26 protein-coding genes and 3 pseudogenes are annotated in these 25,529 nt (G+C 56.3%); 13 read left to right on the forward strand and 16 right to left on the reverse strand.

The features are described 5' to 3' along the window. Positions 1 to 22 precede the first annotated feature (22 nt). Positions 23 to 2,215 carry an APC family permease gene (locus ACRYA2_RS25385; protein WP_433634376.1) on the reverse strand — a complete coding sequence of 731 codons (2,193 nt, stop codon included), beginning with the start codon at positions 2,213 to 2,215 and terminating at the stop codon, positions 23 to 25. Between the two features lie 186 nt (positions 2,216 to 2,401). Continuing rightward, a complete protein-coding gene (locus tag ACRYA2_RS25390) occupies positions 2,402 to 3,088 on the reverse strand; it encodes a potassium channel family protein (RefSeq protein WP_433634378.1) in 687 nt (228 codons plus the stop codon). A gap of 78 nt (positions 3,089 to 3,166) precedes the next feature. Between ACRYA2_RS25390 and ACRYA2_RS25395 the strand changes: the two genes are divergently transcribed. Further along, entirely contained in the window at positions 3,167 to 3,526 is a 360-nt protein-coding gene (locus tag ACRYA2_RS25395; RefSeq protein ID WP_433634380.1) for a hypothetical protein, read from the forward strand. Positions 3,527 to 3,919: 393 nt separating this feature from the next. Next, positions 3,920 to 4,675 carry an Lrp/AsnC family transcriptional regulator gene (locus ACRYA2_RS25400; protein ID WP_433634382.1) on the forward strand — a complete coding sequence of 252 codons (756 nt, stop codon included), beginning with the start codon at positions 3,920 to 3,922 and terminating at the stop codon, positions 4,673 to 4,675. Between the two features lie 158 nt (positions 4,676 to 4,833). Here ACRYA2_RS25400 and ACRYA2_RS25405 read toward each other — a convergent pair whose 3' ends face one another. The 4 genes and pseudogenes from ACRYA2_RS25405 to ACRYA2_RS25415 all read right to left on the reverse strand — a co-directional run. Beyond that, positions 4,834 to 5,535, reverse strand: coding sequence for a universal stress protein (locus ACRYA2_RS25405; protein WP_433634384.1), 702 nt, complete (start codon positions 5,533 to 5,535; stop codon positions 4,834 to 4,836). Positions 5,536 to 5,706: 171 nt separating this feature from the next. Then, positions 5,707 to 5,985, reverse strand: coding sequence for a methyltransferase (locus ACRYA2_RS25410; protein WP_433634386.1), 279 nt, complete (start codon positions 5,983 to 5,985; stop codon positions 5,707 to 5,709). 88 nt (positions 5,986 to 6,073) lie between these two features. Further along, a pseudogene (locus ACRYA2_RS26695) lies at positions 6,074 to 6,256 on the reverse strand (toxin-antitoxin system TumE family protein); the annotation flags it as partial. Between the two features lie 66 nt (positions 6,257 to 6,322). Next, a pseudogene (locus ACRYA2_RS25415) lies at positions 6,323 to 6,403 on the reverse strand (helix-turn-helix domain-containing protein); the annotation flags it as partial. A gap of 89 nt (positions 6,404 to 6,492) precedes the next feature. Here ACRYA2_RS25415 and ACRYA2_RS25420 point away from each other — a divergent pair. The 5 genes from ACRYA2_RS25420 to ACRYA2_RS25435 all read left to right on the forward strand — a co-directional run bounded on the left by ACRYA2_RS25420 (position 6,493) and on the right by ACRYA2_RS25435 (position 9,516). Beyond that, the gene (locus tag ACRYA2_RS25420; RefSeq protein ID WP_433634388.1) at positions 6,493 to 7,602 is read left to right on the forward strand and encodes an MBL fold metallo-hydrolase; all 1,110 of its coding nucleotides are present in this window, start codon (positions 6,493 to 6,495) and stop codon (positions 7,600 to 7,602) included. Between the two features lie 3 nt (positions 7,603 to 7,605). Then, on the forward strand, positions 7,606 to 8,898 hold the full coding sequence (locus ACRYA2_RS25425) for an MFS transporter (RefSeq protein WP_433634390.1): 1,293 nt from the start codon (positions 7,606 to 7,608) through the stop codon (positions 8,896 to 8,898). A gap of 82 nt (positions 8,899 to 8,980) precedes the next feature. Continuing rightward, positions 8,981 to 9,106: a DUF8118 domain-containing protein gene (locus tag ACRYA2_RS26700; RefSeq protein ID WP_472850141.1), complete on the forward strand. Its 126-nt coding sequence runs from the start codon at positions 8,981 to 8,983 to the stop codon at positions 9,104 to 9,106. A gap of 19 nt (positions 9,107 to 9,125) precedes the next feature. After that, entirely contained in the window at positions 9,126 to 9,371 is a 246-nt protein-coding gene (locus ACRYA2_RS25430; RefSeq protein WP_433634426.1) for a hypothetical protein, read from the forward strand. Further along, on the forward strand, positions 9,283 to 9,516 hold the full coding sequence (locus ACRYA2_RS25435) for a SprT-like domain-containing protein (protein WP_433634420.1): 234 nt from the start codon (positions 9,283 to 9,285) through the stop codon (positions 9,514 to 9,516). Before ACRYA2_RS25430 ends, ACRYA2_RS25435 begins: the two co-directional genes overlap by 89 nt. Positions 9,517 to 10,834: 1,318 nt before the next feature. On the opposite strand, the gene ACRYA2_RS25440 is transcribed toward ACRYA2_RS25435, so the two are convergent. Continuing rightward, positions 10,835 to 12,472: a potassium channel family protein gene (locus ACRYA2_RS25440; RefSeq protein ID WP_433634392.1), complete on the reverse strand. Its 1,638-nt coding sequence runs from the start codon at positions 12,470 to 12,472 to the stop codon at positions 10,835 to 10,837. A gap of 257 nt (positions 12,473 to 12,729) precedes the next feature. Here ACRYA2_RS25440 and ACRYA2_RS25445 point away from each other — a divergent pair, with 257 nt between their 5' ends. Then, entirely contained in the window at positions 12,730 to 12,930 is a 201-nt protein-coding gene (locus tag ACRYA2_RS25445) for a DUF8118 domain-containing protein (protein WP_433634394.1), read from the forward strand. A 101-nt stretch (positions 12,931 to 13,031) separates the two neighbouring features. Here the strand turns inward: ACRYA2_RS25445 and ACRYA2_RS25450 are convergent, their stop codons facing one another. After that, positions 13,032 to 14,372, reverse strand: coding sequence for an RNA-guided endonuclease InsQ/TnpB family protein (locus tag ACRYA2_RS25450; RefSeq protein WP_433634396.1), 1,341 nt, complete (start codon positions 14,370 to 14,372; stop codon positions 13,032 to 13,034). A 46-nt stretch (positions 14,373 to 14,418) separates the two neighbouring features. Here ACRYA2_RS25450 and ACRYA2_RS25455 point away from each other — a divergent pair, with 46 nt between their 5' ends. After that, complete coding sequence (locus ACRYA2_RS25455) at positions 14,419 to 14,646, forward strand: hypothetical protein (RefSeq protein WP_433634398.1); 228 nt, start codon at positions 14,419 to 14,421, stop codon at positions 14,644 to 14,646. Between the two features lie 930 nt (positions 14,647 to 15,576). On the opposite strand, the pseudogene ACRYA2_RS25460 reads toward ACRYA2_RS25455, so the two are convergent. Both ACRYA2_RS25460 and ACRYA2_RS25465 read right to left on the reverse strand, forming a co-directional pair. Then, positions 15,577 to 15,759, reverse strand: a pseudogene (locus ACRYA2_RS25460) (hypothetical protein); the annotation flags it as partial. Positions 15,760 to 15,844: 85 nt separating this feature from the next. Next, positions 15,845 to 16,915, reverse strand: coding sequence for a DUF7973 family transport facilitator (locus ACRYA2_RS25465; protein WP_433634400.1), 1,071 nt, complete (start codon positions 16,913 to 16,915; stop codon positions 15,845 to 15,847). 628 nt (positions 16,916 to 17,543) lie between these two features. Here ACRYA2_RS25465 and ACRYA2_RS25470 point away from each other — a divergent pair. After that, a complete protein-coding gene (locus ACRYA2_RS25470; RefSeq protein WP_433634402.1) occupies positions 17,544 to 17,879 on the forward strand; it encodes a PHP domain-containing protein in 336 nt (111 codons plus the stop codon). A 346-nt stretch (positions 17,880 to 18,225) separates the two neighbouring features. Here the strand turns inward: ACRYA2_RS25470 and ACRYA2_RS25475 are convergent, their stop codons facing one another. Next, the gene (locus ACRYA2_RS25475) at positions 18,226 to 18,675 is read right to left on the reverse strand and encodes a phosphorylase family protein (protein ID WP_433634422.1); all 450 of its coding nucleotides are present in this window, start codon (positions 18,673 to 18,675) and stop codon (positions 18,226 to 18,228) included. Positions 18,676 to 18,703: 28 nt separating this feature from the next. On the opposite strand from ACRYA2_RS25475, the gene ACRYA2_RS25480 reads away from it, so the two are divergent. Next, the gene (locus ACRYA2_RS25480) at positions 18,704 to 19,090 is read left to right on the forward strand and encodes a DUF8070 family membrane protein (protein WP_433634404.1); all 387 of its coding nucleotides are present in this window, start codon (positions 18,704 to 18,706) and stop codon (positions 19,088 to 19,090) included. A gap of 220 nt (positions 19,091 to 19,310) precedes the next feature. On the opposite strand, the gene ACRYA2_RS25485 is transcribed toward ACRYA2_RS25480, so the two are convergent. The 5 genes from ACRYA2_RS25485 to ACRYA2_RS25505 all read right to left on the reverse strand — a co-directional run bounded on the left by ACRYA2_RS25485 (position 19,311) and on the right by ACRYA2_RS25505 (position 24,036). Beyond that, entirely contained in the window at positions 19,311 to 21,140 is a 1,830-nt protein-coding gene (locus tag ACRYA2_RS25485; protein ID WP_433634406.1) for a hypothetical protein, read from the reverse strand. A gap of 346 nt (positions 21,141 to 21,486) precedes the next feature. After that, positions 21,487 to 22,080 (reverse strand): metal-dependent hydrolase, encoded by a 594-nt coding sequence (locus tag ACRYA2_RS25490; RefSeq protein ID WP_433634408.1) that lies wholly within the window; start codon positions 22,078 to 22,080, stop codon positions 21,487 to 21,489. 130 nt (positions 22,081 to 22,210) lie between these two features. Then, on the reverse strand, positions 22,211 to 22,456 hold the full coding sequence (locus tag ACRYA2_RS25495) for a hypothetical protein (protein ID WP_433634410.1): 246 nt from the start codon (positions 22,454 to 22,456) through the stop codon (positions 22,211 to 22,213). A gap of 442 nt (positions 22,457 to 22,898) precedes the next feature. Beyond that, positions 22,899 to 23,432 carry a DUF7344 domain-containing protein gene (locus tag ACRYA2_RS25500; protein ID WP_433634412.1) on the reverse strand — a complete coding sequence of 178 codons (534 nt, stop codon included), beginning with the start codon at positions 23,430 to 23,432 and terminating at the stop codon, positions 22,899 to 22,901. A 403-nt stretch (positions 23,433 to 23,835) separates the two neighbouring features. Continuing rightward, on the reverse strand, positions 23,836 to 24,036 hold the full coding sequence (locus ACRYA2_RS25505; protein WP_433634424.1) for a hypothetical protein: 201 nt from the start codon (positions 24,034 to 24,036) through the stop codon (positions 23,836 to 23,838). Between the two features lie 287 nt (positions 24,037 to 24,323). Between ACRYA2_RS25505 and surE the strand changes: the two genes are divergently transcribed. Further along, the gene (gene surE / locus ACRYA2_RS25510; protein ID WP_433634414.1) at positions 24,324 to 25,178 is read left to right on the forward strand and encodes a 5'/3'-nucleotidase SurE; all 855 of its coding nucleotides are present in this window, start codon (positions 24,324 to 24,326) and stop codon (positions 25,176 to 25,178) included. A gap of 127 nt (positions 25,179 to 25,305) precedes the next feature. Then, positions 25,306 to 25,529: helix-turn-helix transcriptional regulator (locus tag ACRYA2_RS25515; RefSeq protein WP_433634416.1), on the forward strand; the 224-nt coding region annotated here is incomplete at its 3' end.

Below are 25,529 nucleotides of genomic sequence, written 5' to 3' on the forward strand. Positions count from 1 at the left end.
CTGGCGTTAGCTGCCTCCCCCTTCAGAATGCGAGTTTCTCGACGAGACCACGTACGAGACTTCGGCTTTTCAGCTCGCGAGGATGAGCCAGTAGAACAGTCGCGTCTATTCGGTCGCTAAGTTCGACTGCCGGATCGCCGAAGGCGAACTCGTGGATGCGTGAATGTGCCACCGTCCCGATGACGGCAACGTCCGTGTCACCGGTAGCTGCAACCAGGCCGTCGATGACGTGAGACGTACGGACGACCTCGCTCTCCGTTGGTGCAGTGCAGAGCTTTTCGAGCTCGGCGTGGTACGTCGTCGTTGCCGTAACCTGTTCTTCGGGTGCCTCCTCTTCGACTGCCGTGAGGAACCGAATCCGGGCATCGTGCTGGACGGCGATGGCATCAGCGAGGAGCACCTTGAGTGGACGATACGGTCCCCGTCGAGTTATCACCGTGATATCGTCGATCGAGTCCAGTCCCCGATGGCGGAGGAATATCGTGTCACAGGGAGCGCCGTTCATGAACCAGTCGACGTCACTTCCGAGGAGTTCTGCATGAAGTCGGTCGGGCTCCCATTCACCCAGCAGAAAGTCGGCATCGACGCTGTCCGCGTAGTTGACGACCGCTCGCTTCAGGTCGTGTGAGACGATTTCTCGGGGAAGAATCTCCGCAGGGAGCTCCGCTGCTATCTCCTCCGTTTGTGCTTCGAACGTCCGATCCGACGCGTCCATGTCAGTGGCCGACGAGAGCGACAGTTGCTCCGGGACTTCCTCGAATCGAACGGCATGAACACGTCCTCCGTTCCGTGCCGCGACACTCGCGGCCACACCGAGTAGCGTCTGCTCCCGATCGGGCGGCGTGTCTTCGTCCATCGCAACGACCACCGTCCCGCCCCCATCTGCGAAGGTTTCTTCCACCTGCTTGAGCGATTGCGCATCAGCCGACCGGCGTAACGCATCGAGAGCTGCTCCCTCTCGCTCGGTCTTTTCGCGGCCATACACTAGATACCAGACGATTCCGATGAGGATGATGCCGACTGCACCTCCGATCGCGACAATGCCCATCTGGGTCAGCAGCACCAACCCACCACCAGTCCCGGCAATCTGGACCCACGGATACCCCGGCGACGTGAATTCCGGCGAGTACGACTCGAGCGAACTTTCCCGGAAGGCGATTAGCGCGAGATTGACGAACGTGAAAACAAGGATCTTGAACGCGCTTGCAAGTTTCGCGAGTTCGACGACCGGCACGAAAGCGATGAGACCTAGCAAAAGCACCCCCGTTAGTCCAACCGAAACGATCGGCGTTTTGAACCGCCCGCTGACCTCGCTCAATCGTTCGGGGGCCAACGCGTCTCGACTCATAGCGAACGGGAAACGAGAGGAAGAGAGCACTCCTGCGTTCGCCATGCTCGTCAGCGCGAAAATGGCGACGGTTGCGAGAGCGAGTTCGCCGAATCGGCCCGCAAACTGGCCAGCGGCGTACGCCATGGGAGTGAGCATATCATCGGCCATCAGGCCGTCAGACGGTGAAACGCCGACGACAACGAACACCGTGAGCGTGTAGACGAGCATCATCGCGACGACGGAGAAGATCATCGCGAAGGGAATGTTCCGGCCCGGATTCTCGACTTCCTCGGCGACGCTGGCGATTTTCGTGACCCCTGCGTAGGAGACGAACACGAACCCCGTGGCGGCGAGGATGCCGCCACTATCGTGCGTCGTGAACGGGCGGAATCGGCTGCTGTCGACGTAGGTGATTCCATCGAACACGAACGCAGCCAGGGCGAGCAGGACGAGACTGACGATAATCGCTTGTAACCGGCCGCTCTGTTTCACGCCGACGACGTTCACGACGATGAGAAGGACGCCCAGACCGAGGCTAAGATACACCAGATAACCGCTTGGGATGGATACGAGAAGAACGACATACGCTCCGAGTCCCACGAGCGCGAACGCACTCTTGAACACGAGGGAAAACCATGCCCCAATCCCTGCGATAGTTCCGAGTAGCGGACCCATTGCACGGTCGATGTAAAGATACGTTCCTCCAGCCTCCGGCATGGCGGTAGCCATCTCTGCTTTCGAGAGCGCGGCAGGGAGGACGATGAGACCGGCGAGAAGGTACGCGAGGATGACGCTCGGACCGGTCTTTTTCGCCGCTAAACCTGGGAGGACGAAGATTCCGCTCCCGATCATCGCCCCGATACTGATCGTGATCGTTGCGTACAACCCCAGATCTCGTTCTAGATCTTTTACCATGGTTTAGTTGTCAACGGTATCCGAGCTGTCTGGTCGGCCCGAGCAGGGTGTCGTCCTCGCTTTGGTGGACATGTAGTATCAAACCATGAGATTGCAAAACACGATGCCGGTATAGAACGGCTCACGCGGATTACTATCGGCTGTAGATATTTGAATTCATTTACGGCTCTCGATTCGTTCTGAGCCTGTAAACATATCCATAACGTCCGGCGTGAATCCTTGTTTAGAGAACACAGTCAGAAGATCTCCGACTCGAACTTCGACGTCACCGCGTGGCGTAATAACGGTTTCATTGCGCTCGATAGCAACGACAAGTACGTCGTCGCCTAGAATACCCATCTCTCCTGCCGTTTGCAGTGTCTGGCCGGCAATCGGGCTTCCTTCCGTCACGGTGATTTCGAAGACTTCTGCCTCGTCACCGATGTGCATGAAGTCCTTGACCGATGGACGCTGAACGGCTCGGAAAAGGTACTCGGCGATGAGATGCTGCGGATTTTCGAGGACGTTAACGCCGATTTGTCGAAAGACTCGCATGTGCTCGGGGTTGTGGACGACCGAAACTAACGACGGAACTTCGAGTTCTTTGGCGAGCAACATCACCATGATGTTGACCGCATCTTGGTCCGTCGTGCTGATGATGGCGTCAGCCTCGTCCGCTCCGGCCTCTTCCAGATTCTCCATGACCGTGGCGTCGGCATTGAGGACGAGACAATCGTAGTTGGTGGCTGCCTTCTCGGCGACATCCGCATCGTTCTCGATGACGACGACGTTGTTCCGTTGTCGAGTAGCCAGTTCGATCAGCGGTGTTCCGATACTTCCGGCGCCGACGATGATGACGTACATCTGTTGGTAGCTTCTGCTAGCCGAGGGTATATAGGATTGTCTAATTAGATATTTAAACAGGGGGCTCGAAGACTGACTATGAGCGGTAGTAGTTCAGGTTCCGATAATCTACGGGTGGCTGCCGGCGTTCCAGACTCGCTCACCGACGAGCTGGCGTCGCTCGACGACGACGCGTTACGAGCAGTCGTCGGTTATGCACGGGACCTCCTGAACGAGCGGCTATCGATGGCGACGCTCATCGAAGAGAACGGCGACGAGGAGATCGCCGACATCGACGAACGCGATGGATACACGTTGGTGACGAAGAAGCAGTCCTGTGCGGACGGTTGCGAACACTGCCCACACGGACCGTACCTCTATCGCGTGCGAGTCGAGCCGTCGCCGACCGACGATGAGCCGACGCTTCACTGGTCGTTTCTCGGTCGCGTGGAGTCTTGACATCCTCGACGACCCAAACCGACACAGCTCCGAAGGTCAGTGTCTCTCAGACGAAGGTGTCCATCGACATCTGGACGAACCTGCCGCAACAGGTCTCTTCGCTCGCTCTCGTGAACGATGGCCGCTGCGGTGGCGACGTCGCGTGTTCGCCCGCCGTGCCGGCCACGTTTCACCGGAGGACCGTGTCCCACAGATCCCGCCGGATGCGTCGACAGACCGAACGTTCTCTTCCCGTACGCTGAACGAAGCTCGGCCTTTTGTATCGCACACGGGAACGCTGTTCCAGTCGAGTGTTCAATAGTCAAGCCGGAAGGTAGACGTTCGCAAACCAAGTGACGGCTTCGCGAAGAACAGGGACGAAAATGGTTTGGTTCCGTGCAGATACGTGTACGTATGGGCTATCGGCTCGACGAGATTGACCGGAGAATCATCTACCACTTGATGAGAAACGCGCGTGACACGTCGGCACCACAGATAGCGGACGAAGTCAGCGTCTCACCGGGGACGATTCGCAACCGCATCCAGCAGATGGAGGACCACGGCATCATCACCGGTTTCCACGCCGCCATCGACTTCGAACGGACCGACGGACGATTGACGAACCTCTACACCTGTACTGCGGATGTTTCCGACCGCGAAGCGCTCGCCAAACGCATCTTCGACATCTCCGGCGTCGTCAACGTCCGCGAACTCATGAGCGGCCAGGGGAACCTCCAGGTCAAGGCCGTCGGCACCGATACGAACGACCTCGCTCGTATCTCCCGGGAGCTCACGGATCACGGGCTCCAGATCGTCGAGGAAAGTCTGATCCAGAACGAGATTTCCCATCCGTACCATCCGTTCGGTCCAGACGAAGGCCAAGGTCGGCTCGAACTCACCGACTTCATGAGCCTCTCCGGTGACGCTGAAGTCGTCGAATTCGTCGTCGACGAGGGAGCGTCGATAGCCGGGAGGACGCTCGAAGAAGCCGGGAAAGAAGGACTCATCGAAACCGAGCTTCTCGTCATCTCGATCGAACGCGGCGATACGATGCTCACACCGAAGGGGGAGACGCGCGTCCAGCCGGACGACGTGATAACCGTGTTCTCGCGCGGCGGCGTCTCGAAAGACCTGCTCACGGGGTTCACCGCCGACCCGGTCGAGGAGTAGTCTGACTCGGTATCGCGAACGAGGATTCCTTGGCAGCGAGAGAGACCAACGCGATTCGAGACGCGTCGACAGTGGACTGCTCGACCGATTTCCGTCGTCGTCTCTCCGGTTTCGTGAACTAGCGCGTACGGTAATTCACGTCCCCGGGAAGACGGTCGTCACTCGCGGACGACGATTATCGGTCGATCCGTCTGCTCTGCAATCGACTCGTAGGTCTTGCCGAACACGCGCTCGAGCGACGACTCCTGCGTCTCGCCCATCACCAGAAGTTCGTAGTCGCGCGCTGCCTGACTTATCGCAAACGGCGGGTCGTCCGAGACGACCACCTCCGTGTCGATGCGCGTCCGCGGGAATCCCTCGTCGACGAGGTGGTCGCGGACCGTCGACAGCATCTCGCGCCCTGCCTCCACGTCGTCGTCGCTGTCGGCGACGTGGAACAGCGTCGTGTGCAGGAGGACGTCCTCGTCGAGCGTGCTCACGAGGTCGGTGACGGGCTCCTGGAACTTCGCCTCTCGAAGGGGAACCAGTACCCTGCCAAGGGTCGTGATGGGATTCGGGACGAGCAGCGCGTCGACGTCGCGGTCTTCGGCGACCGTCGTGGGGACGTCGCTCACGTCCTCGTCCATGACCAGTTCGACGTCCGCCGTCTCGCCGCTCTGAGCGAACTGGTTCGCCAGCGTGTACAGGATATCGTAGGCTTCGACCTCTCGGCGCTGTCGCTCGTCCGCATCCACGTTCGATGGTATCTCGTACACCCCGAGTAACAGCACCCGACACGAGGTGAGACAGTCGATGAACGTAGACGGGAGCGGGTCGGGGTCGGGAAACTCGACCGGTATGAGTACGGTTTGCGGCTCCATATTCTTTAACCAGTACGCAATACGTATCTCCTGTTTAAAAGTACTAACGGATGAGTATTTGCAGCACGATTTGGATACGGTATCGATAATCTCAGGATGCGCGTCGGATTCCGTGAACCAGGAGTCGATACCTCGAAGAGGCATCCCGAGCGAGTTATTTTCAGTGACCCCCTATTCATACGTTTGGTGGTAAACGTCTGCCGCCGGCACCGCCTCGAAGAAGTCCCCGGTAACGTAGGAACACCGATCCTCCACACCCATCTCGAGCGCCCACAATCGGTTCTCCTCCTCGAGGACGTCGGGACGTTCGAGGACTATACCTTCGAGATGCGGGTGTTCGTCGAGCAGTGAACAGAGCAGATGGCCGTGCCCACCGCCCACGTCACACACGTGCGAGACGTCCGACCAATCGTACCCCGCCAGCATCTCACGGGTCCACGCGGTACTCATCACCTCACTCCACCACCCACTGACATCACTAGTACTACACGTACTAGCCGTACTAGCCTCTTACACCGGGATAAGAACAGCCTCTTGTCTACTCCCAAAACGACTGGATACGCTCACTCAACTCCGACACCACACGCGAGATCACCTCCCGCCAATCACTCGCGAACACCATATCCTCACCAGGCGTCGCCGCATCCGGCGGCGGATGAAAATGCTCCCGTTCGTTGTGACTGTTGGGATGCCTATCCCACCGACACTCCCACGACTCCCCATCCCGATACTGCTCCGTTTGAGCTACCCACGACTAAAGTCGTGGGATTCCGCTCGCACCACTGCGAGTGAGATCCGGGTGGCGCTCCGAGATCTCCCGATACGGACACTCGTATTTGACCCGGAACGAGGCCTCGTAGAGACTCATAGAAATATCTTCGAGTTCGAATCAATTAACAGTGCCGCCTATGTCCGGCACCACCTATATTCTAACCATTCCCCTATAGGCAAACATCAATGTCGGAGATGAGTCCCGAAGCACTCGGCGAACGACTACATGCTAACGCCGACCTGCTCGTACTCGATATTCGCCACGAGGAGGAGTACTACGACTGGCACATCCCGGACAGTACCAACGTCGATGTCTACGACGAACTGCGTGACAATCCCGACGCGGCGAAAGACACGCTTGCAGACCTCCCCGACGAGAAGGAGATCGTTACCGTCTGTACCGCGGGCGTCGTCTCACAGACCGCAACGGAGGTCCTTACGGATCTCGAGTACGACGCGAAGACGCTCACGGACGGCATGAACGGCTGGAGTCGCGTCCACGGCCATGCACCCATCCCCGTGGACTTCGATGGCATACTCGTTCAGGTCGCACGCCCGGGGAAAGGCTGTCTCTCGCACGTCCTCATCGCAGACGGGGAAGCCGCCGTCTTCGACCCGTCTCACTACCTCGACGAGTACGAGACGATTCTTGACGACTACGACGCCGACCTCGTCAGCGTCATCGACACCCACGCCCACGCCGACCACGTCTCCGGCGCTGCAGACCTCGCTGACCAACACGATGTCTCCTACTACCTTCACCCGAAGGACGCGCTCGCTCTCGACGCAACGCCCCTCGAAGATGGCCAGACTCTGACTATCGGCAGTCTCGACATCGAGGTCATCCACACGCCCGGCCACAGTGAGGGAAGTGTCTCGTTCGATATCGAGGATGCAGCACTGGTTACTGGCGACACGCTCTTCCACGAGAGCGTCGGCCGTGTCGAACTCGGCGTCGAATCAGGAATCGAAGATTCCGACGTCGAACAGAATGCCGAGACGCTCTACGAGAGCCTCCAGCGGTTGCTGGAGCGACCGGACGACACACTCGTGCTGCCGGCGCACGATCCTGGCTCACCTGAACCACCGGTGACCGCGACGCTCGGTGACGTCAAAGATCGAAACGAAGATCTCGACCGTGACCGCGAGGATTTCGTCGCGGAACTCGCATCGGATATCCCAGATCATCCGCCGAACTTCGAGCGCGTCAAGCGGACGAACGTGGGACAGGAATCAGTTCCTGACAACGAGCTAGCCGACCTGGAACTAGGCCCTAACAACTGCGCAGCCGACTAATCCATGAGTACGGAGACTGACCTCAAACAAGGTATCCGTGAACATCTCGGCCAGTTCTCGCTGCACGTCCTGTTAGTGTTCGCTACGGGGTTGACCATCGGGTCCGAACGCGCAGTCGTCCCCGTGTTAGGACGGGACGTGCTCGGCGTCGAATCACTACTCGTCATCGGGTCGTTCGTCGTCTCGTTCGGCTTCGTCAAAGGATTGCTCAACCTCTACGCCGGCAAGTGGGGGGAAGAGTACGGTCGAAAGCCAGTGCTTATCCTCGGCTGGGCAACCGCATTGCCGCTTCCAATCATTCTCATCTTCGCTCCGAGCTGGGGCTGGATTACCGTCGGGAACATCCTGTTGGGGATCAACCAAGGGCTGACATGGAGCATGGCGATCAACGCCAAGATCGACCTCGCAGGCCCCGACCAGCGCGGGCTCGCCGTCGGCATCGACGAGGCGTTCGGGTACAGCGGCGTCGCCGTCGGTGCCTGGATTACGGGCGTCATCGCCGCCCGAACGAGTCTCCGGCCCGAGCCGTTCTACTTCCTCGCCGCCGTCGTCGTGCTGGCGTTCCTCACCTCGATCGTCCTAATCAAAGAGACCGTCCAGTACGCAGAAGTCGAAGTCGATGACGACGACCACCACGATGCGAACCTCCCGTTCAACGAAGTACTGAAGCGGGCGACCTACGGCGACAAAACACTGTTTGCTGCTGCACAAGCGGGCCACATTGAGAAGTTCGTCGATACACTGTTCTGGCTTGCCGTTCCGCTGTATCTCACGAGTCAGGGCCTCGGAATCGCAGCGGCCGGATTCGTCGTCGGCGTCCATAGCGCGATGTACTTCGTCCAGATCGCAACTGGTGGCCTTGCCGATCGCATCGGTCGTCGTCCGCCTGTCGTCGCTGGGATGTTCCTCGCCGGCGCGGGAATCCTCGGAATGGTACTCGTCGATGGCTATCTCCCGTGGGCCGTTCTCGCCGGTGTGTCTGGCCTTGGAATGGCGTTACTCTACCCGAATCTGATGACCGTTCCCGGCGACGCCGCCCATCCGACGTGGCGTGCAACCGGGATGGGTGTCTATCGGATGTGGCGCGACGCCGGCTACGGCGTTGGCGCAATCCTGATCGGGCTCTCGATGGAGTTCGTGAACGCCGAAGCTGCGTTCTACATGACCGCCGCTCTGATGTTCGTCTCTGGAGCAATTGTGTTTCTCTGGATGGAGGAAACCCACCCCGAGTTTGGGACCCACGAGCCTCCTGCCCCTGCGATGGAACAACCGGCTCAGTCGGCTCCTCAAGACTAGCTTGGCAGACCAGTCTTTTCCGATTTCCTGATCGTATCGTACGTTCACTTTCTCTCAGCGCGTGTGGGGCCAGGACAGTGCTGTGACGCGCGTAGTTGGCCCGCACATCGGCCAGGGCACGTACGACAATGTCGATCACCGCTACTGGCGCTGCGAGCACTGCGGGGCTGAGACCACGGACAAACGCGCGCTCGATGCCTGCTGCTAACCTCCCTTCTTCCTGTTTTATGACTCGTCAACAGACGCTTCCCGACGTCGCCGACCAGCGCACGCTCACCGACAGTATCGACGACTGTGATACCTCCGATAGCGTGCCAAAAACGCAGGCGGCGCTGCTCGACCGAGCACGAACGCACGCCGTCGACGTCGCTCGCGAGCATTTCCCTGAGTTCCCCGTTGAAGCGATCGACTGGGAGATCTCTGAGTGGGCGCAGCGACAGGCCGGCGTCACCGAATACGACCCCAGATACTGAATCGGTCACGATCCGGCTCACCTGGGACGCCTACCAAGAGTTTGGCTGGGAGCAGTTCAGCAAGACGGTGCGGCACGAACTCGTCCACGCCTGGCAGTACTGGCAGTTTGACGACGCCGACCACAGTGAGACGTTCGCCCGCTAGACCGACCCGTTGGACATTGACCAGCATTGCGAGCGATTCACCTCGCCCAACTGGTGACTGATCTGCGTAGACTGCGGTGAGCGTATCGGGCGCTATCCCCGCTCGAAGACCGTGTGTAATCCCGAAGACTACCAGTGCGGTGACGCGGTGGAAACCTGGATGTCGAGAAGGGGCCTAGCCAATGACCGCCGACCGCTGTCCGCACTGCAAGGCGGCGGTCGCGACAACGACTGTCCGGGGTCCCTCAACGATGGTGGTGCATCCGTGCGGACATGAAATCGCGTCGGAATCGCCACTGATCGAATTCGGCGACCCCTCGCCTCACGCCCCGACGAGTGGCTCACGGCCTTCCTGGCCGACACTGCCGACGACTGACGGCCGCTGGCGCTGTCGACCCTCCGTCTTCACTTCAATTACGCCGTCTGATTCGCTTTCCACACGCCGTAGCCGTTCTGTCGCGCCGTCTGCATCTTCTGCATGAATAACGGGCGCTTGCTGAACTCACTGTCTGTGACGCGGGCATAGCCAAATCTGGAGCAACTGGCGGCCCTGCCGGGATGACGGCACACCCTCGAACACCGCCGGATTCGCGTCCTTCGCTGGCTGCGGCGTCTCAATTTCTACCAAGCGAAGGATGGAATTGAAGGGGAGAGAGTGACACTGCGAACCGGGCAGGTCACAGCGCTCTCGATGGGGAAGCCAGCCCCGTTGATGGGCAGGCGAATCACGGCCACTATGGAGCGTGATGCCGCGTGCCACAGTCGTGCGCATAGTATTATAAAAAGTATGTATGCGTTCACAAGTAGGATGTTATCAAGAATGAAAGTGTGTTGAGAAAACTTGAGTCCGAACGACCGTGCTATTCGTCCTAATTATCAGCGTAATGGTTCTAGGTGCTGCCGAATGTTCGAGCGCTGTCGCTACGGACGGGTAGGCATCCACCGCCGCTGAGCGGCCTAGCGTAGCTCGTTGATGCTCCTGGGGGCGTGATGGTCTTCGACGCGAGTTCGATGGTAGTCGCCGACGGTACGCTCGTTTTGGTCAGAGACACGCTCGGCAGTCAGCAGGAGCTAATGGCATGCGTCGTTTGCATCCCTCCATGTCGAGATCATGGGTGCAACTCTGTGGGTGGAGATTGCGCGCCACACGGTGAACAGATATAGCATGCGTCAGGAGTGCACCGAGATTGCGATGCCACTCTTGTTTCGACTCCTGCGTCTAAGGTGCTTACTTCCAGTCTGTGTGCGAGAAGATTGCAGGCATGCTCTAAGTGGGGGAGAAGAAGGGAGGACGGCCTCCCACCCGGACGTGTCCGGTCTCACTCTCCGAATTTACGTTCAAACGCTGTGATAGAGTCGTCGATTCCAGCGATGATGACTTCATCATCGGCGGCAAAGGTAAAGCTCGATGGATCGAACTCAGTAATCGTCGTCCTGTTTCTGATGACTGCCACCACCGTACACCCCGTTTCTGTCCGAACCTCAGCATCGGCGAGTGTGGTCCCGGCTAGTCCCGTGGCTGGAAGACGAACAATGCTTACTCGTTGATCGTACGCCAGTACCTCTTCGTCTTCGAACACTGTCGAAGCAAGCATACGGCCGCTGACCGTCGTTAGCGACTGCACGTAGTCAGCTCCTGCTCGATACAATTTCTGAACATTCTCATCTTCGTTCGCTCGCACCACGATATAAAGTTCCGGATTGAGATCACGAGCAATCAGAGTCGAAAAAATCGCTGTTGTATCGTCTGCGACAGTAAGGATCAGGGACGAAGCCTCTTTGATTTCCGCTTCTATCAATACATCAGGATCACGCGCATCACCGGCGATATCGACATTCTCTTTGGCATCGATGTCAAGAACCGTCAGCCAGGAGTTTAGCGGGGCCAGCGTCTCGTATGCTGCCTGTCCGGCATCACCGTAGCCAGCCAGGATGATCTTCTGAGGAGTAAACTCGCGGACGGACGAAGCCGTCGCTTCTCGCAAGGCGTCTATCTGGTCTGGTTCCCCAGCCACGAGCAACCGAATCCCGGCATTCAATTCGGCGTGCGGATCGACTGGCGTTACAAATTCACCGTCGAACCATGCACCAACTGCGTTCACGCCGAATTGCTCGCGCAGTCCTGCCTCGGCGAACGTCTTGTTACAGAGCTCGCTGTTCTCTGCAACCGAGAGTTCAAGGAGCTCAAAATCATCACCGATGACTGCCCCTTCTTTGTCATCTGTCGTTACGGCTGTGGGCAGTTCCAGAGCTAAACTCTTGCCCAGTAACTGGCGGGGCGAGAGAACTTCGTCAGCACCGGCCACTTGGTGATAGTGAGTCAATTCTGCGTCTTCGACGAGGGTGATTATACGAACGTCTGGAGTGATATCGCGCACTGCAAGGACGATACTCGCATTTGCATCGTCGGCAGCGTCGGCGACGACGGCAGTCGCCGACTCAATCTGCGTGTTTCGTAGTGAGGTTGTGGATTGTGGATCGCCGTAGACGACCCTGTATCCTGCTTCGTGGAGTTCATGTGCTATCTCAGAATTGGATTCGATTAGAACGTAGTCGCGGCCCCGAGCGTCGAGTTCCATAATGAATGCCTCGGTGCGAGGGGTGTGTTCGCAGACGATGACGTGGTCTCGGAGTCCGGTGACTGCCTTGGGAGCGGTCGGTGTAAGCGCGCCACGAAGCCAGGGGACAGCGAATACATCGACTGCAGTGAGGATAAGCGCGATCCCGGCGAATTGCATTCCGATCGCTAGGAAATTCATTTGGGGGGTGCGCCATGGCGCATCTTCTCCATATCCTGTGGTAGTGAAACTCTGAACGACGACTTGAAGAGATCGATAGAAGGGTTGCGGACGATGCTCCCAGATGGCCATACCGGCATTATAGATGCCGGTGAGTATTAGGGTCGTTACAATAACCAATGCAAGATAAGAGACGGTTCGACGAGTTTGAAACGGCATATGAGAGAATAGGTCTCGTCAGTAGATATCTGCATGGTCCCACTGGGACTGCGACGACGACGAACTCGGCACCTTTCTTCTTGTTGCTCGCACTCGTCGCGGTATCGACATGGAAATCCCTGGCCAGGTCGAAGTGACTAATGAGAGCCACAACGACCCCGCTGACCATCAATACGTTGTCTCGCTTGACGACGTGACCGGCGACCTACTGGCGCACCTGCCCACACCACGTCCACCGCAACGCCCACTGCAAACACATGGCCGCCGTCGAAGACGCGACCACCGACGGCTCCCTCGACGCCTTCCCCACTGGCGACGATGACGAGAATGATGGGCCGCGCATAACTGGTCCGCACGTCGGCCAGGACACGTACGGCAACGTCGATCGCCGCTACTGGCAGTGCGAACACTGCAGGACTGAGACGACCAACACACGCACACTCAAGCACTGCTGCTAACCGCCGACGAAGACGCTGCGACCCATACCGGCGATGGCACCGAGTATGACATCCTCCCCGGCGTTCACGCCGGGGTTTCCTCCGTGGGAGTCTCAGCCGGTCTACGACTCCCCGGAAGCAACATTCCCGTCCCGGTAGACGGTACTCGGGTCTGTGCGCTGTTCTTTGGGACGGTGAGAGCGCGGTGACTCCGACCAGTCGTGGTCGTCCCACTCGAACCGCACGGGCCGTGCCATCGGCCTGACTGCCTGTTCTGTGTGCCGCTTCAGGAACGTTTCCGACGCCGTGAGGTCGGCGTGCCCCTCGAACCCACACGGGCAGGTGAGCGTGTCCCGATGCCGTGTCGTTCGGTCTGTCCCCCCGCACTGGAGACACTCTTGGCTGGTCCACGCTTCCGACCGAACTTCGACCGAGATACTGTATTCCTCGGCGGTACATGCTAATCGTTCGGTAAACTTCTTGAACGACCAGAAGTTGTGAGTCTTGGCATTGGTTTTGACCGACCAGTGCGTTTCCAGCACGTCGGTAAGACCACCGATATACACGGTATCAACCCCGTCCTCGTACAGTCGGTCCAACAGGTCACGACACAACGCTTCTTGAGCGTGGTCGCGGCGACGAGTCCGTTTCTGGTACAGCCGCCGGATACGCTCGCTACTGTATCGGCCTTCTTCGAGTTTCGACTGTAACCGGGCGATTTCTCGTGTCGTGTCACGGAATCGCTGGAACAACTCGCGCCCTTCGTACAGATATTGCTCACCGGTCGTGGTGGTACAGGCAACGAGATTGTTCGCACCAATGTCCAGAGCGGCCTTTTCATCGGCCAGTGGAGTGTTCCGTGTATCGTCAGAAACAGTCACGGGTTGCGAAGCTCGGAAGGTGCTGTCTGTCTCGTCGTACCACAGGCCCAACCGGCCCTGTTTGTCGTAGTCGGACCAAGTCGGGCCGCCAGCGATTTCGAGTCTGAGACGCCCGGTGTGGTCGTATTGGTCTTTCAACTCGCTCCCGACCAGTATCTCAAGGCGGGCCCACTCGCCCCATTCGACGGTGTACGACGTGTTGCGAATGACGGTTTTGAGTTGGCGTCCCTCGTCCTCGTTGCCACGGAATCCCGGCGGTTCCGGGTGGTTCGTAATCGACGTGTTCGACTCGTCGTGATATTGGTCTTTCAGACGGAAGAACCCGCGCCACGCTTCGCTGTTCTTCCGTATCACCTGTTGGGCAGTGGACGCGCCAAGCACGCCTTTGTATTTGCCTTCGAGTCGGCCTGTATCGGCGTCCCACACGTCCTCGCCTTCGAAGCCGTCCTCGCCGTTGTACCGCATGAGGCGCTGGTAATTGACTTCGTTCCAGAGAGCGGCGGAAGCGTCCAACAGGTCCCGTAGCAGTTGCTCTCCATCGTCAGAGAGCGGTCGCACAGCGAACGTGTTGGTACGCTTCATACCACAACCGTTTACCCGTCTTTCCGTCAAATAAGTCTTGTAAGACATGACGACTGAAACGCCACTAACCTGCTACATCTGTGGACGGACCAGCGACGACTGGATGGCAGTTGACATGATTGGGTTGTTCGAGGACCAAGAGGCAGCCCGTGAACGCTTCAAAGAAAAGCACGACAAGGAACCAGAAAGTTACCTGTTCGTCTGCCCGGAATGTGAGGACGAGACCCCTCACCACGCCGAGAACTCTTACGAGAAATACGGGAAATACCAATGAGGCCAGCAATCGACATTTCGCACGGTTTGCACGGACGGCTCAAAGACTATGCAGAAGCGAACAATGTGGACCTCTCGGAAGCCTATGTAGAAGTGTTAGAGGCTGGTCTTGAATCGTTGGAGACTCAGGATCAGCAGTAAGGTGGCGGTACATTAACCGAGCTTACGCGATTCACGCCTGCCGTGAACGGCGGGACCCTCTCGCTGTTGAAAGGTAGGTGAAGTAGTCGTCGTCGCTCATCACGCGTTCTGGGATCATGCCGCAAGCGGGTGTGTCGGTAGGTTTGGAGACGGTGCTGAGCGTGAACCGTTTCACGACGATATCGTAGAGGAAGATAATGGTGCCGATGATGATTATAGTATCGCCAGAGAGGCATGAAACCCACTGCTCACCTAGTCATCCGCTGATCCCCGTAAGACGGGATTTCAGCCAGGTCTCATTTACAGCAAATGCTCTCCTAAGGGAGTGCTCACGACTGGAGTGGACAGAATGATTGTCTCTTATCGATAGATAGAATCCCTCTGGATGTGGAGTCCCCGCTCCGATTCCAGAGGGATCGTGGGTGCCGAGACAAGACGCTCCAGATCACTTCTGGCCGCTCTCCACGAACGGCCACTCACTACTCACGAGCCGTCTCTCTATAGTAACTCGCCAATTGAAGAAGCGATAACGCAATTGAGGCCATCAGACAGTACGAATTTCTCACAGCCGAGTTCTGCCACGAGAATCGAGATATAGAAGGTTCAAATGTACCGTTTCACGGACTCACGTTTCAGAATTGGATACTGAAGGGAGACATCCTTCGATCAAGGCTGCCAGACTCCGGTGCAATCGCTGTGAAAATCTACTGCAGCATACCTTTATCGCGCTCAGAAACCTCCCTGAATCAAGTTTTCATCGAGAGGGTGACGCAGCTGTCGCTACTAGGAGCTATGCTGCAGTCGCTTGTTCGGCGAGCGCATCGACATCCTCCAGGTCGTCCGGCTCTAACAGCAACCGAAGGCGTGGCCGCCCACCCTCGATCGGAACCTTCTCTGTATCAATCAGCCCATGATCTTCAAGGCATGTCTTGGTCCGCGAGAATGTTGCTTTACTCGCCAGTCCTACGTCCTTCCGGTTATCTTGAACGAGTCATTGGTCGAATCGAACGGCGTCAGCCGTGCGCGAGTAGATGTGTAGTTCACCGTCTGAAAAAGAGTTAAAGACCAAGGTATCCGGAATTGGGCAATAGGCCAGCCAGATAGAGCACGCCAATTACGAAAGTGTAGATGGTGATCGACATCGCGGGCGGGTCGACGTGCGTCCCAGAGTGGGCGTAGAAGATTCGTTGGGTGACTTCGCCAAGCAACGCTCCAACGACGCCACCAGCGATAGCAACAATCATCACTACCAGTTCACTTCCTGTCATTCCCGCAGCGACGACCGCGAATGTGGAACCGCCAAGCGTGATATGGTGAGTAACCGGGAACTTCTCAACGCCGAGGTTGAGAAACAACAGACTTGCGGCCGAGATACCGTATGCCATGAAGATACTCCCGGTCATAATCCAAGTCCAGCCGCCCAACGCACCACCGACCAATCCGATCGCCGTGACGCCGGACCACGTGTACTGGTGGGGAAGCCACGGTTCGACGGCGAGCCGGCCACTGCTGTCACTCCGCGTCTCGTCCCGTTCGAACGGCCCCATATCGAAATAGCCACTACCAGCCGGACTCCCGACGATCGGGTAATTAAAGGCTATGCGGGCGATGACCGCAGTTGCGAATACGGCTAATGCGATCCCATCGTAGGGAAGCGCAAACGCGCCGCTAATGCGAGCGATCAGCATGCCGAGGATGCCAAAAATGGCACCAACTGCGAGGATGTCTGGTTTCGTACCGAAGGCATAGAGGATGTCTTTTCCGAAGTGGTAGTCCCATCCCTCCGGTTCCATCTCTCCGTATCGCTGGCCTGCGTAGGCAGCGGCCGCAACGCCGCCAGCGAAAGCGACGTGTGGCCCCGTGACTGGTCCGAACCCGATCGTACCAGTCACTCCGGACGCCAAGTCGGCACCGGCGAGCCCAGTGAACTCTGTGCCTGTACCGCTGAGGGCGTTCAAACCTTCACCTAGCAGAACAACAAATCCGGTAAACACGAACGATGGGAGTGCTCCGACTGACGCTCCGAACGCGCCGCCCGCTGCGGCAGCGAGCACTAATACAATGAAATGCCCGTACTCCATATCGAGGATCGGGACCTGCAGGGCGACGTCGATTAGTTCAATAGTCATACGCACCCTTCTCCGTCATATGTGTAGTTACGCGAGGGAATGATGTGTCTTTCCGGCGACTGAGCCAGTCGTTATTGCTTCCCGATGTCGATGGATTCTGGATAGCGACTGTCTTTGTTGTCTTAGAGGTATCTCTCATGGCGTGCGTACCATAGCTCGCCTCCGAATGGTTCTGTTTGTGTTTTTCTTCTCCGGTTAGGACAATTCTCCCTGCCTGATGGAGAGCAACGAAGTGCAAACTGGTCAATCTCTGATCAATCACGCTAGTGGGGGTGTGTGCTGGCATTAGCCCAATCTGCTTCATGTTTATATTTGTTAGGATTGGTGGCAACAACAACTTCCTCTCTCATAAGTGTTCGCTAAATAATAGCATGGTGATCCGCGGAGCCTGACCTCGAGACGCTCGGCTTGGTTCGCCTGGAGATGTTTTTAAGAGCCGACAAAGGAGTACTCATTAAGATCGTCAATATGGATCAATATAGTACGACTAATTCGTTCACCTTCTGTTTGGGACTATCTGTCTGCGAGGAGAGCCCCGTTTCCGGCGGGCGTGAAGCCGACATCTCCCACACAACCCACGCATCGACCCCATACGGAGGTCGATAAGTACTTCGAGAAAGTCGTCGCATTGGTCGATTCGGAGTTGTTCGAGATCGCGGCCCATCTCGACCTTATCGAGCGCAACTCCGCCCTCCGAGGATTCGCGACCGAATCACACTATCGGCAGGTCGCCGAGGCCCTCAAACGCTCGCAGACGATCACCGAACTGAACGCCGGGCGCATCCTCGACAACTACGGGGAGTACCACCCATCCCCCTCGTTTCTGGACATCCTTCAGGAGTACAACGTCTCCGTTACCGTCGGAACTGACTCGCACACTCCGGAGGCACTCACCGACCGCGTACCCCACGTCGCTGGCTGGTTTGAGGAGAAGGGGATTGCACCCACCGAACTTCCAGTATAAACGCGGCTGCTCGTGCGTCCGCACACCTGTCTGTGAGTCCGACTAGACTGACAATCTCCGACGGCGAGTCGTCCGTCACGGGACAAGTGTGATGTCCGCACACTTACAGAACAGCTATTTCGTCTCTGACGGGTTGAAACGAACGATAGTCGTCTGCTGCTTACATCCTCTGTATCTTGCACGCGGGTATTGTCAGCCATTGAGGGTCTCAACAGAGCCTATTCCCCACTCCTCACAAACGGACCTGAATCGGCGTGACGGAACACCTGGCGCACTTTTTCTCCGACGACCGCCCCGTGCTGCTCCGGTCGGCGTTGACTACTGCTCTTGAATCTCGGACTTCTCTTTAAGTGGTTCTGGCGACAAGGGATAGATACGACGGACGATCCTCGCGATGTTTCCTTTCGAAGCCTGAATTTCGAGCACCAGCTATGTCGACGGTCGTGAATGAGACGTCGATATGACTCCTCACTATCTGTCTGTTCTCACAATAGTCCAACAGACATACTTGCGACGGGGATCGGACATGGCTAGCGCAAAGGAAGCCCGGGCCAGGCGAGAAAAGGAGTGAAATAGCACCAGGTATAATGTCTCGATACTGAGTAATCGTGAAGAGGCTTGCAATTTTCATCTCTATGGTCAGGACGTCATCTGCGGTATAGTAATTGATTTCAGCAGTCGTCTCTCGATAGAACGCGTCAGTCGTCTGCGTCGCCCCATTGTGAGCGTCGATCCCCGCTGTAGCTGGTTGCCGTTGCAGTTCTATGTATAGACTCCACCCCGTCCACAGCCAGATCTATTGTTGACTAATATGTTTTGTTATTATGGTAGATTGGTCGCTCATTCGTCGGTGTGGCCTCCGCTATAGCCTTGGATATGGTAGCGTCACCGTTGCCATTGTTGTCGCCGCTGCAACGACCGTCCGCTCGTGGGCGCTTCTCTTTAGTCCTGTTCTGATTGGGGTTTTACTTGTCGTGTACTCGCTGAATGGGTCTGGGGACGTTCGAACGGGGGCTGCTGTTGTGGCGAATGAAGACCCAACAGGAGTGACAGGTACAACCGTTGGCCCAGCCGACGAAAATCAGACTCCAACGACACTGGAATCTGACATCAAATTTTTCTTCTACGCAATTGGCCTGGTTGTATTCGGAATGCTTGGAATGGCGTTCATCGTTATTACAGGACAGCTATCCTCATTCTATACTTTTTGAACGACAGCCGCTTTTTCAGCAACTATAGAGACGACGACGATATGACTCGCGGCGGACGGCCGACAGTCACCTCGCCCTGAAGTCGGGGACTGTGACGTCGAATCGAGGATTTGTCTCGTACTCCACTACGGAGGCAGAGGCAGAGTCCACCGACAAGCCCCACCCTCAACGAGCGAACTCGTCAGGGTGAGCGAAGTAGGAGGGGGTTGTTGACTCGTCGTTAATTCTCAAACGCCGTTGTTGTCCACTTTGGGAACTCGTATCCGTCAGCTTGTGTCTTGGCCTCGTACATCCACAATGCTCCGTGCGATGTTTCCGCCTTATCGTAGATCTTCGTTTCGTCCATCGTGATAAGTTTGTACTTCGTCCCGCCGTCATATGGAACGGGAACAACCGACGGATGCGGAGCCTCATCATTGGTGTTCACCTCCAAATCAAAACCAGTCCGATTTGTCGAGACCGTCGGATACTCACAACTCACCATCTGGCCTGCCATCGAGGGATCAGCGTATAGCACCTCGTATTCGCCGTTGACCTTGACAATCCGGCCTCCCTCGATCTGATTCGTCGAATCACGGTATGAATCGAGTACCGTCCACCCACTCGTTAATGATTCGTCAGTTGTCTCGGCGATCGACACCTCATCTATCCCACCGGAGTTATAGACTGCACGCCATTTCTCAGCATTCTCGTCATAGATACCGTTGAAATCGTGGTATCCCCCGTTCCCTACAGTGTTGCTCCGCGGCAAGTTTGAGTCAATCGCTTCCAAGTAATGTGTACCGTTGAGGATGTTTTCTTCAGTGTGCGTTACCCATATCCGCTGAAACCCGTCATCCTGTTTTGGGTCGTTCGGGCCATTTCCGAATCCACTCCACATAATCGTGAATTTGTCGTTCATATCGTCGTAGATAACGTGTGATGCGACATAGTTCGAAATGTAGTCAGTCTTGGCTTCCGCGAAGAGAACAGCCTCCATTTCGATTTGGAACGTCTCGAGATCAATGGTTGCAATCGTTTGGTAGCCGCGATGGTTTACCGCCCCTGGTGTGAGCGCACAGTAGAGCTTTTCGTCCTTGATGAGTGGCGCTCCGTTCTTGTGGGTGACAGGGACGGGGCCCCGAACACCGATTTGGTATGAGTGGAACAGCTCAAAATCGCTGAGTGTTACACTCTCACCGCCGCTGCACGCTGTGTGGACGTATGGATTGAAACTCTCCCATGTCGGTCTATCGAAGAAGTCGTACACCGGCTGGGTCGTCCCGGCATACCCAATACGGGCGTCTCCGTAGTATTTCCAGTCTTTTTCGCCATTCCCTTCACGTGCTAAGCAGGAGATATGATCGCCCTGGAAAATAACGTACAAATCAAATGGAGCTGACGGTAGAGAATAGTCAGTGTCGAACGCTTCTGTGTTTGTATGGGTTGTGCCAGTCTCGTCAGTTAATTTTTCGAATAATTGGAGTTGGTTGTCAGCCACATTACTCCCAATCCAGAGATAGTTGTTATCGTCTTGAATAAGCCCGATTCCAGCGTTCGATACGCTACCTTGCGTTCCAGGAGTCCCGCTGGACTCCTCAACGCGGAGCATTCCGCTGAAAAACGGCGCAACGGGGTGACATCGGGGCTCATAGCCCATTGCTCCGAAGTTTCCTGAACTCTTCGAGACCGTCATCGTCCCCGCCTCGATAGTTTGCTCGACACCGGTCCTCTTGAGCTGGTGCTTTTCGATCATGTTGCCTGCCCCTTCTTCCGCGCTCCTAAATGGCTGGGCGGCCATCGACCACCGGTACAATGGTACTGCTGGCGTTTCCTCCAGTCCAAACTCCTTAGGGAGGACATCACGCCACGTCCGATCCATTTCCCACGTTATCTTCTCAAGTGGTGTTCCATCTGTCACCGCGGACTTCTGTTCACTGTTTGTTTGTGAGACTGTGTATGAACCGGCAGCGAATCCTGCTGACCCAGCAGCCGTAGCAATTGCTCCCGCCGTCCTAAGATACGAGCGTCGATTAAGTAACGACTCGTTGTTCTCCATCTCACGTGCCATGCCGGATTTCAATGGACAACTACAATTTAAATAGGTTGCGGTATGGGAGAGCAGGTGCATCCCAACACCACCTCGCCCTCCCTGAAATCGTCCCCTAACTGCAATACAACCCCATTATTCCGGCCAAAATCGTCTAGGTCATCCTGGCCGTCGTGATCGTCGAAGTTGCTGATTCGGTAGTGAGTGTTTGGGGTGTGGTCGCCGTGGTTGTTGTAGTGGTTTGACTGCCGTCAAGTCCGAATCCACCGAGACAACCGACAAGCACAACCAGGAGGACAAAGTCGAAAACGGGCAGAGATCGCACCATACCTGCGGTCGTCTCTAGGATTAGTTCAGTCTTCTAGCCTCAAAATACTAGCCACCAACATTGCCACTGCAGTGAAAGCATGTAGCCGACGGTGGCCATCGCGACGGTGCCAGCGAGAAACAGCACGCTGTTCGCGAGCGTGCTGTCGGCGTGAAGCCCCGACAGAGACACTCGCCGACGAGAGAACGGCAGAAACGGCTTGATGCCGCTCGTCGTGATGATATCGCCGGCCAAATGCACGCAGATCCCGCCGACGCCAACCGCGAACCCAGCGAACGTGAGCGTCGCTGGATCGAGCGCTGCCAACTGGTCGATCACAACGGTGATGCTTGTGGTGTCGATCCCGGCGGTCGTTGCTGCCAACCACTCGGCAAGCGGGACCGTGACATAGCGACCGAGTAGCCATCCGAAGCCGGCGCAAATGACGCCAATGATGCCGGCGGCGGTGAGTGAATGGCTGACGCCTCGGTGGGAGAGACCTGGTATCCAGTGGTCGTTGTCGGGGCGTGGTTCGACCGTGATCACGCCGACCGCGACCAGGAGGGCGAGCGCGGGCTGGCCGCTACTCGCAAGCACGTACACGATGGGTGCAAGGACGAGTAACGCTAGTCCAAGATGGCCGTGTCGATGCATGCTACACCTCGCTATTGTATAAATCCACGTAGAACGGCTACTAGGATAAGTTCTTTGTATATATCGTATTCAACTGAAATAGGCAAGAGAAGTTATTGACTGATGATTTGATGTTCTTCGCAATTCTTCTCTATCCCATCGAGTAGTGCCGACCACGAATTAACTCGTCTACGCGCTCGGTGGCCACAAGCTCACCGTTCTGTTCCTCGAGATAGCCATTTTCGATGGCCTCGGTGATTGCAGTGCCGAGGTCGCTGTTGAACCGACTATGATGCTGGGCAATCGTCCCTACCTGCTCGCGAGCTATCGTCTCGCGATTCTTTCCGCCCGTGTTGTACTCGACAATCCGCGCGATGATCGTCGCACTCTCGGTCATACCTTACGCTAACAAACGAGTATCGGTAAAGGCTATCCTGAGTTAGTATGTTATGATAACGAAGTTAGAGCCTCTATACTACCTCTCTTCTTAGAATATTCGCCTGCTACTGACTATGCGTCTGACGGGCGTGCGACTCATTTCGATTGGAACAATTCTCCCACAATTCAAAGTGGAAGGCAGTGCGGCGGGTAGGACTGTCTTGTGAATAACTGGAACGTGGGGTGGAACACGTTCCATGTGGAATCTGTGAGTCGAGTGCGGAGAGGGTAGGTGCTCATGCACTCGACACGGCATTCTTTTGGGGCGAGTGAACAAGTGACTTTGGCTGGCTTACCCCGTCTTCAGATCGAATAGAATTCTACGAACTGACATCGAGCGGATGTAGTTCGTGGTGGCAAAGACATGATCCAAAAACGCCGCAAGCAACGGGGTTACTAGACTATTGGCCAGGCGGCAACCCACGTATAGCATGACGATGATGGTAGAGATACTGGCCGAGTGCCAACAGTGCGTAAAGACTGAGAATCACCGGGATAGCCGTGGACTGGGAGAGCATCACGAATGGACTAATTTCCCCCCAAACACCACCTAGCAACACGAAACTCACGAGCGAGAGCGAGAGATAGTATCGATACCAGGGCTTCGTCGACGGAGAGTTCGCACTAAGATAGTCGTCAAGCAGATAAGCGTGGTCGGAAAGCTGGACTGTCCCGGCGTCAGCATCAAATTCGAGCAAGTCAGCGTCCTCAAGTCGCGGGAGATGGGTTTGATAGAGCGAAATGTAGCCGCGTTTCCGTTGCTGGGGTGTCAGCTCCTCCGGTGTACTATCCTGTTCCCATGCGGCGACGTGTGTAGCCAGAATAGACAGCTCAGCGGTGGGGCCATCGCGACGGAGGTAGTAGAGTACGTATCGACGGCGAGTGCTCTTGAGCACCTCGAACAGATCATCTTGCGAGAGGTCAGAACTAGCCATGAGACAGCGACTCTGTTATCCGCACAAGTGGACTGGCTAGCCTGCTCATCATCCTCATTCCCCCAGAAATCACACCCACCACCACTGCATAGCCGAATATTACCTGATCAGTACTTTGTTCTACTGCGGTTGTTCTACCCCAGTGTCAGTCTACTATCCTTTCTTTGAAGCACTAGTAAGGACGTTCTCGAAGTCAGATACCGGAAGAAGAGCGTGTCTACAGCTAGTACCATCTGCTACCTCAGAGGACGGATAGAGGAAGTCCCAGCAACCACCAGAGTCGCGAATTGCGGGCCTCACGCTGGCGGGGACGGGGTTCCAGCTTTCCTGAGGGCGTCGACCCAGCGAATCCACGTGCATTGATAATCTTGACTAGTAGTGAATCACTACTTCTCATCGATAGTCAAAGCTCAACTTCGCTCATCGACGTGATGATATTCGCTTCCGTGGGTGCGGCCAGATACGGCTCAATCGCATCATAGCTCGACCACCCACCGAGCGCCATCACGATCCGCGGCGAGACGTTCTCCTCAACGAGTAAGTGATTCGCCCAGCAGCGACGTAAGTCATGCGTAGACACGCGCCGATAGTCGTCGTCGCCTATTTCTTCGGCTGCTTGGTCGGCGGCCTGCTCAACCCAGTACTGGACAGTACGTTTCGACCGCCCAACAGGGGGTCATCGTCGCGAAAATCGGTCTGCTGGACGTAGCGATTGGTCATTGTCTCGACCTCGGCCGGCAGCCACGTTTCGCGTTGCCTGCCGCCTCGTAGTTCCCGGTCATGTTCTTGCCATTCCTGATGTCAAGCTCGTAGAATCGTTACGGAAAGTGCGCTCTCCGTAGGTCGGAATCCACCACATCCTTAGTAGCCGGGATTCGTCTGTTGAATCCAATGACCCAGCCAAATGTTCTCCTGACCAATGATGACGGAATTGATGCCCCCGGCCTCGCCTCACTGTATGAAGAATTAACAGCAATTGCAGACGTCACTGTGATCGCGCCTGCTGACAATCAAAGCGGTGTTGGCCGGACCCGCAACGGCACAGTGACACTCGCCGATCATCCCTGGGGCTACCAATTGACAGGGACACCCGCCGATTGTGTCGCATTTGGCCTTGGTGGGGGCGTCGAGACCGAGTTTGATTTTGTCCTCGCAGGTGTCAATGATGGTCCGAATATTGGCAACTATGTCATCGGCCGATCAGAGACCGTCGGTGCCTGCGTCGAAGCCGCCTTCCTCGACGTTCCAAGTATTGCAGTGTCCGCATATCATTCACAGGATTACCACTGCTATCCCCCTGATCAATATGAATTCAATCAGCCAGCCGCCATCACACGGCAACTTCTTGAGCAACTTACTTCGGCAAATCTGTCTACAGATCTCGGGTTTTTGAATATCAATGCACCTGTTAACTGTACATCGCCCCCACTTCGGCTCACTCGCCTCGTCGCTGATTACGCACAGCGTGTTGAGTACGAGAGAGACAAGTCGTCAGTGAACGACGGCTCTCATACATCGATTCCTGATCGAGATGCGAGTCAACATGATTTGGATGGAACTACGATCGAGTTAGTCGATAAAACCTGGCCGCATGTCGATGGCTACGAGAATCCACTCCACGAGGCAGACCAATACCAAGACCGATATCCCGAAGCCAGTGATCGGCGAGCGCTCATTGACGGAGCAGTCAGTATTTCGCCGCTATCACTCACTCCTATGTCGAGTCACCAACGCTCTCGACACTGATCGATACGATCAACGGAACGTAATGCCAGCCACCGCATCTCATGCACTCATAAGTCATCAATTCGTGTGAACTTCAATATACAAAAATTAATTTAATATATAGGTTATATTATATAGTCGAGTACCAATGCACAATCTCACCGGCTTTCAACGTGACCTGCTGTACGTCATCAACAGCTTAGACGAACCACACGGTCTCGCCATCAAAGACGAACTCGAAGACTACTACGAAAAGGAAATCCATCACGGGCGGTTGTATCCCAACCTCGATACGCTCGTCGACAAAGGCCTTGTCGAGAAGGGTGAGATAGATAACCGGACGAACTTTTACACGCTGACCCAACGTGGCCA

The sequence above is a fragment of the Halomicrococcus pelagicus genome (genome assembly GCF_050954125.1).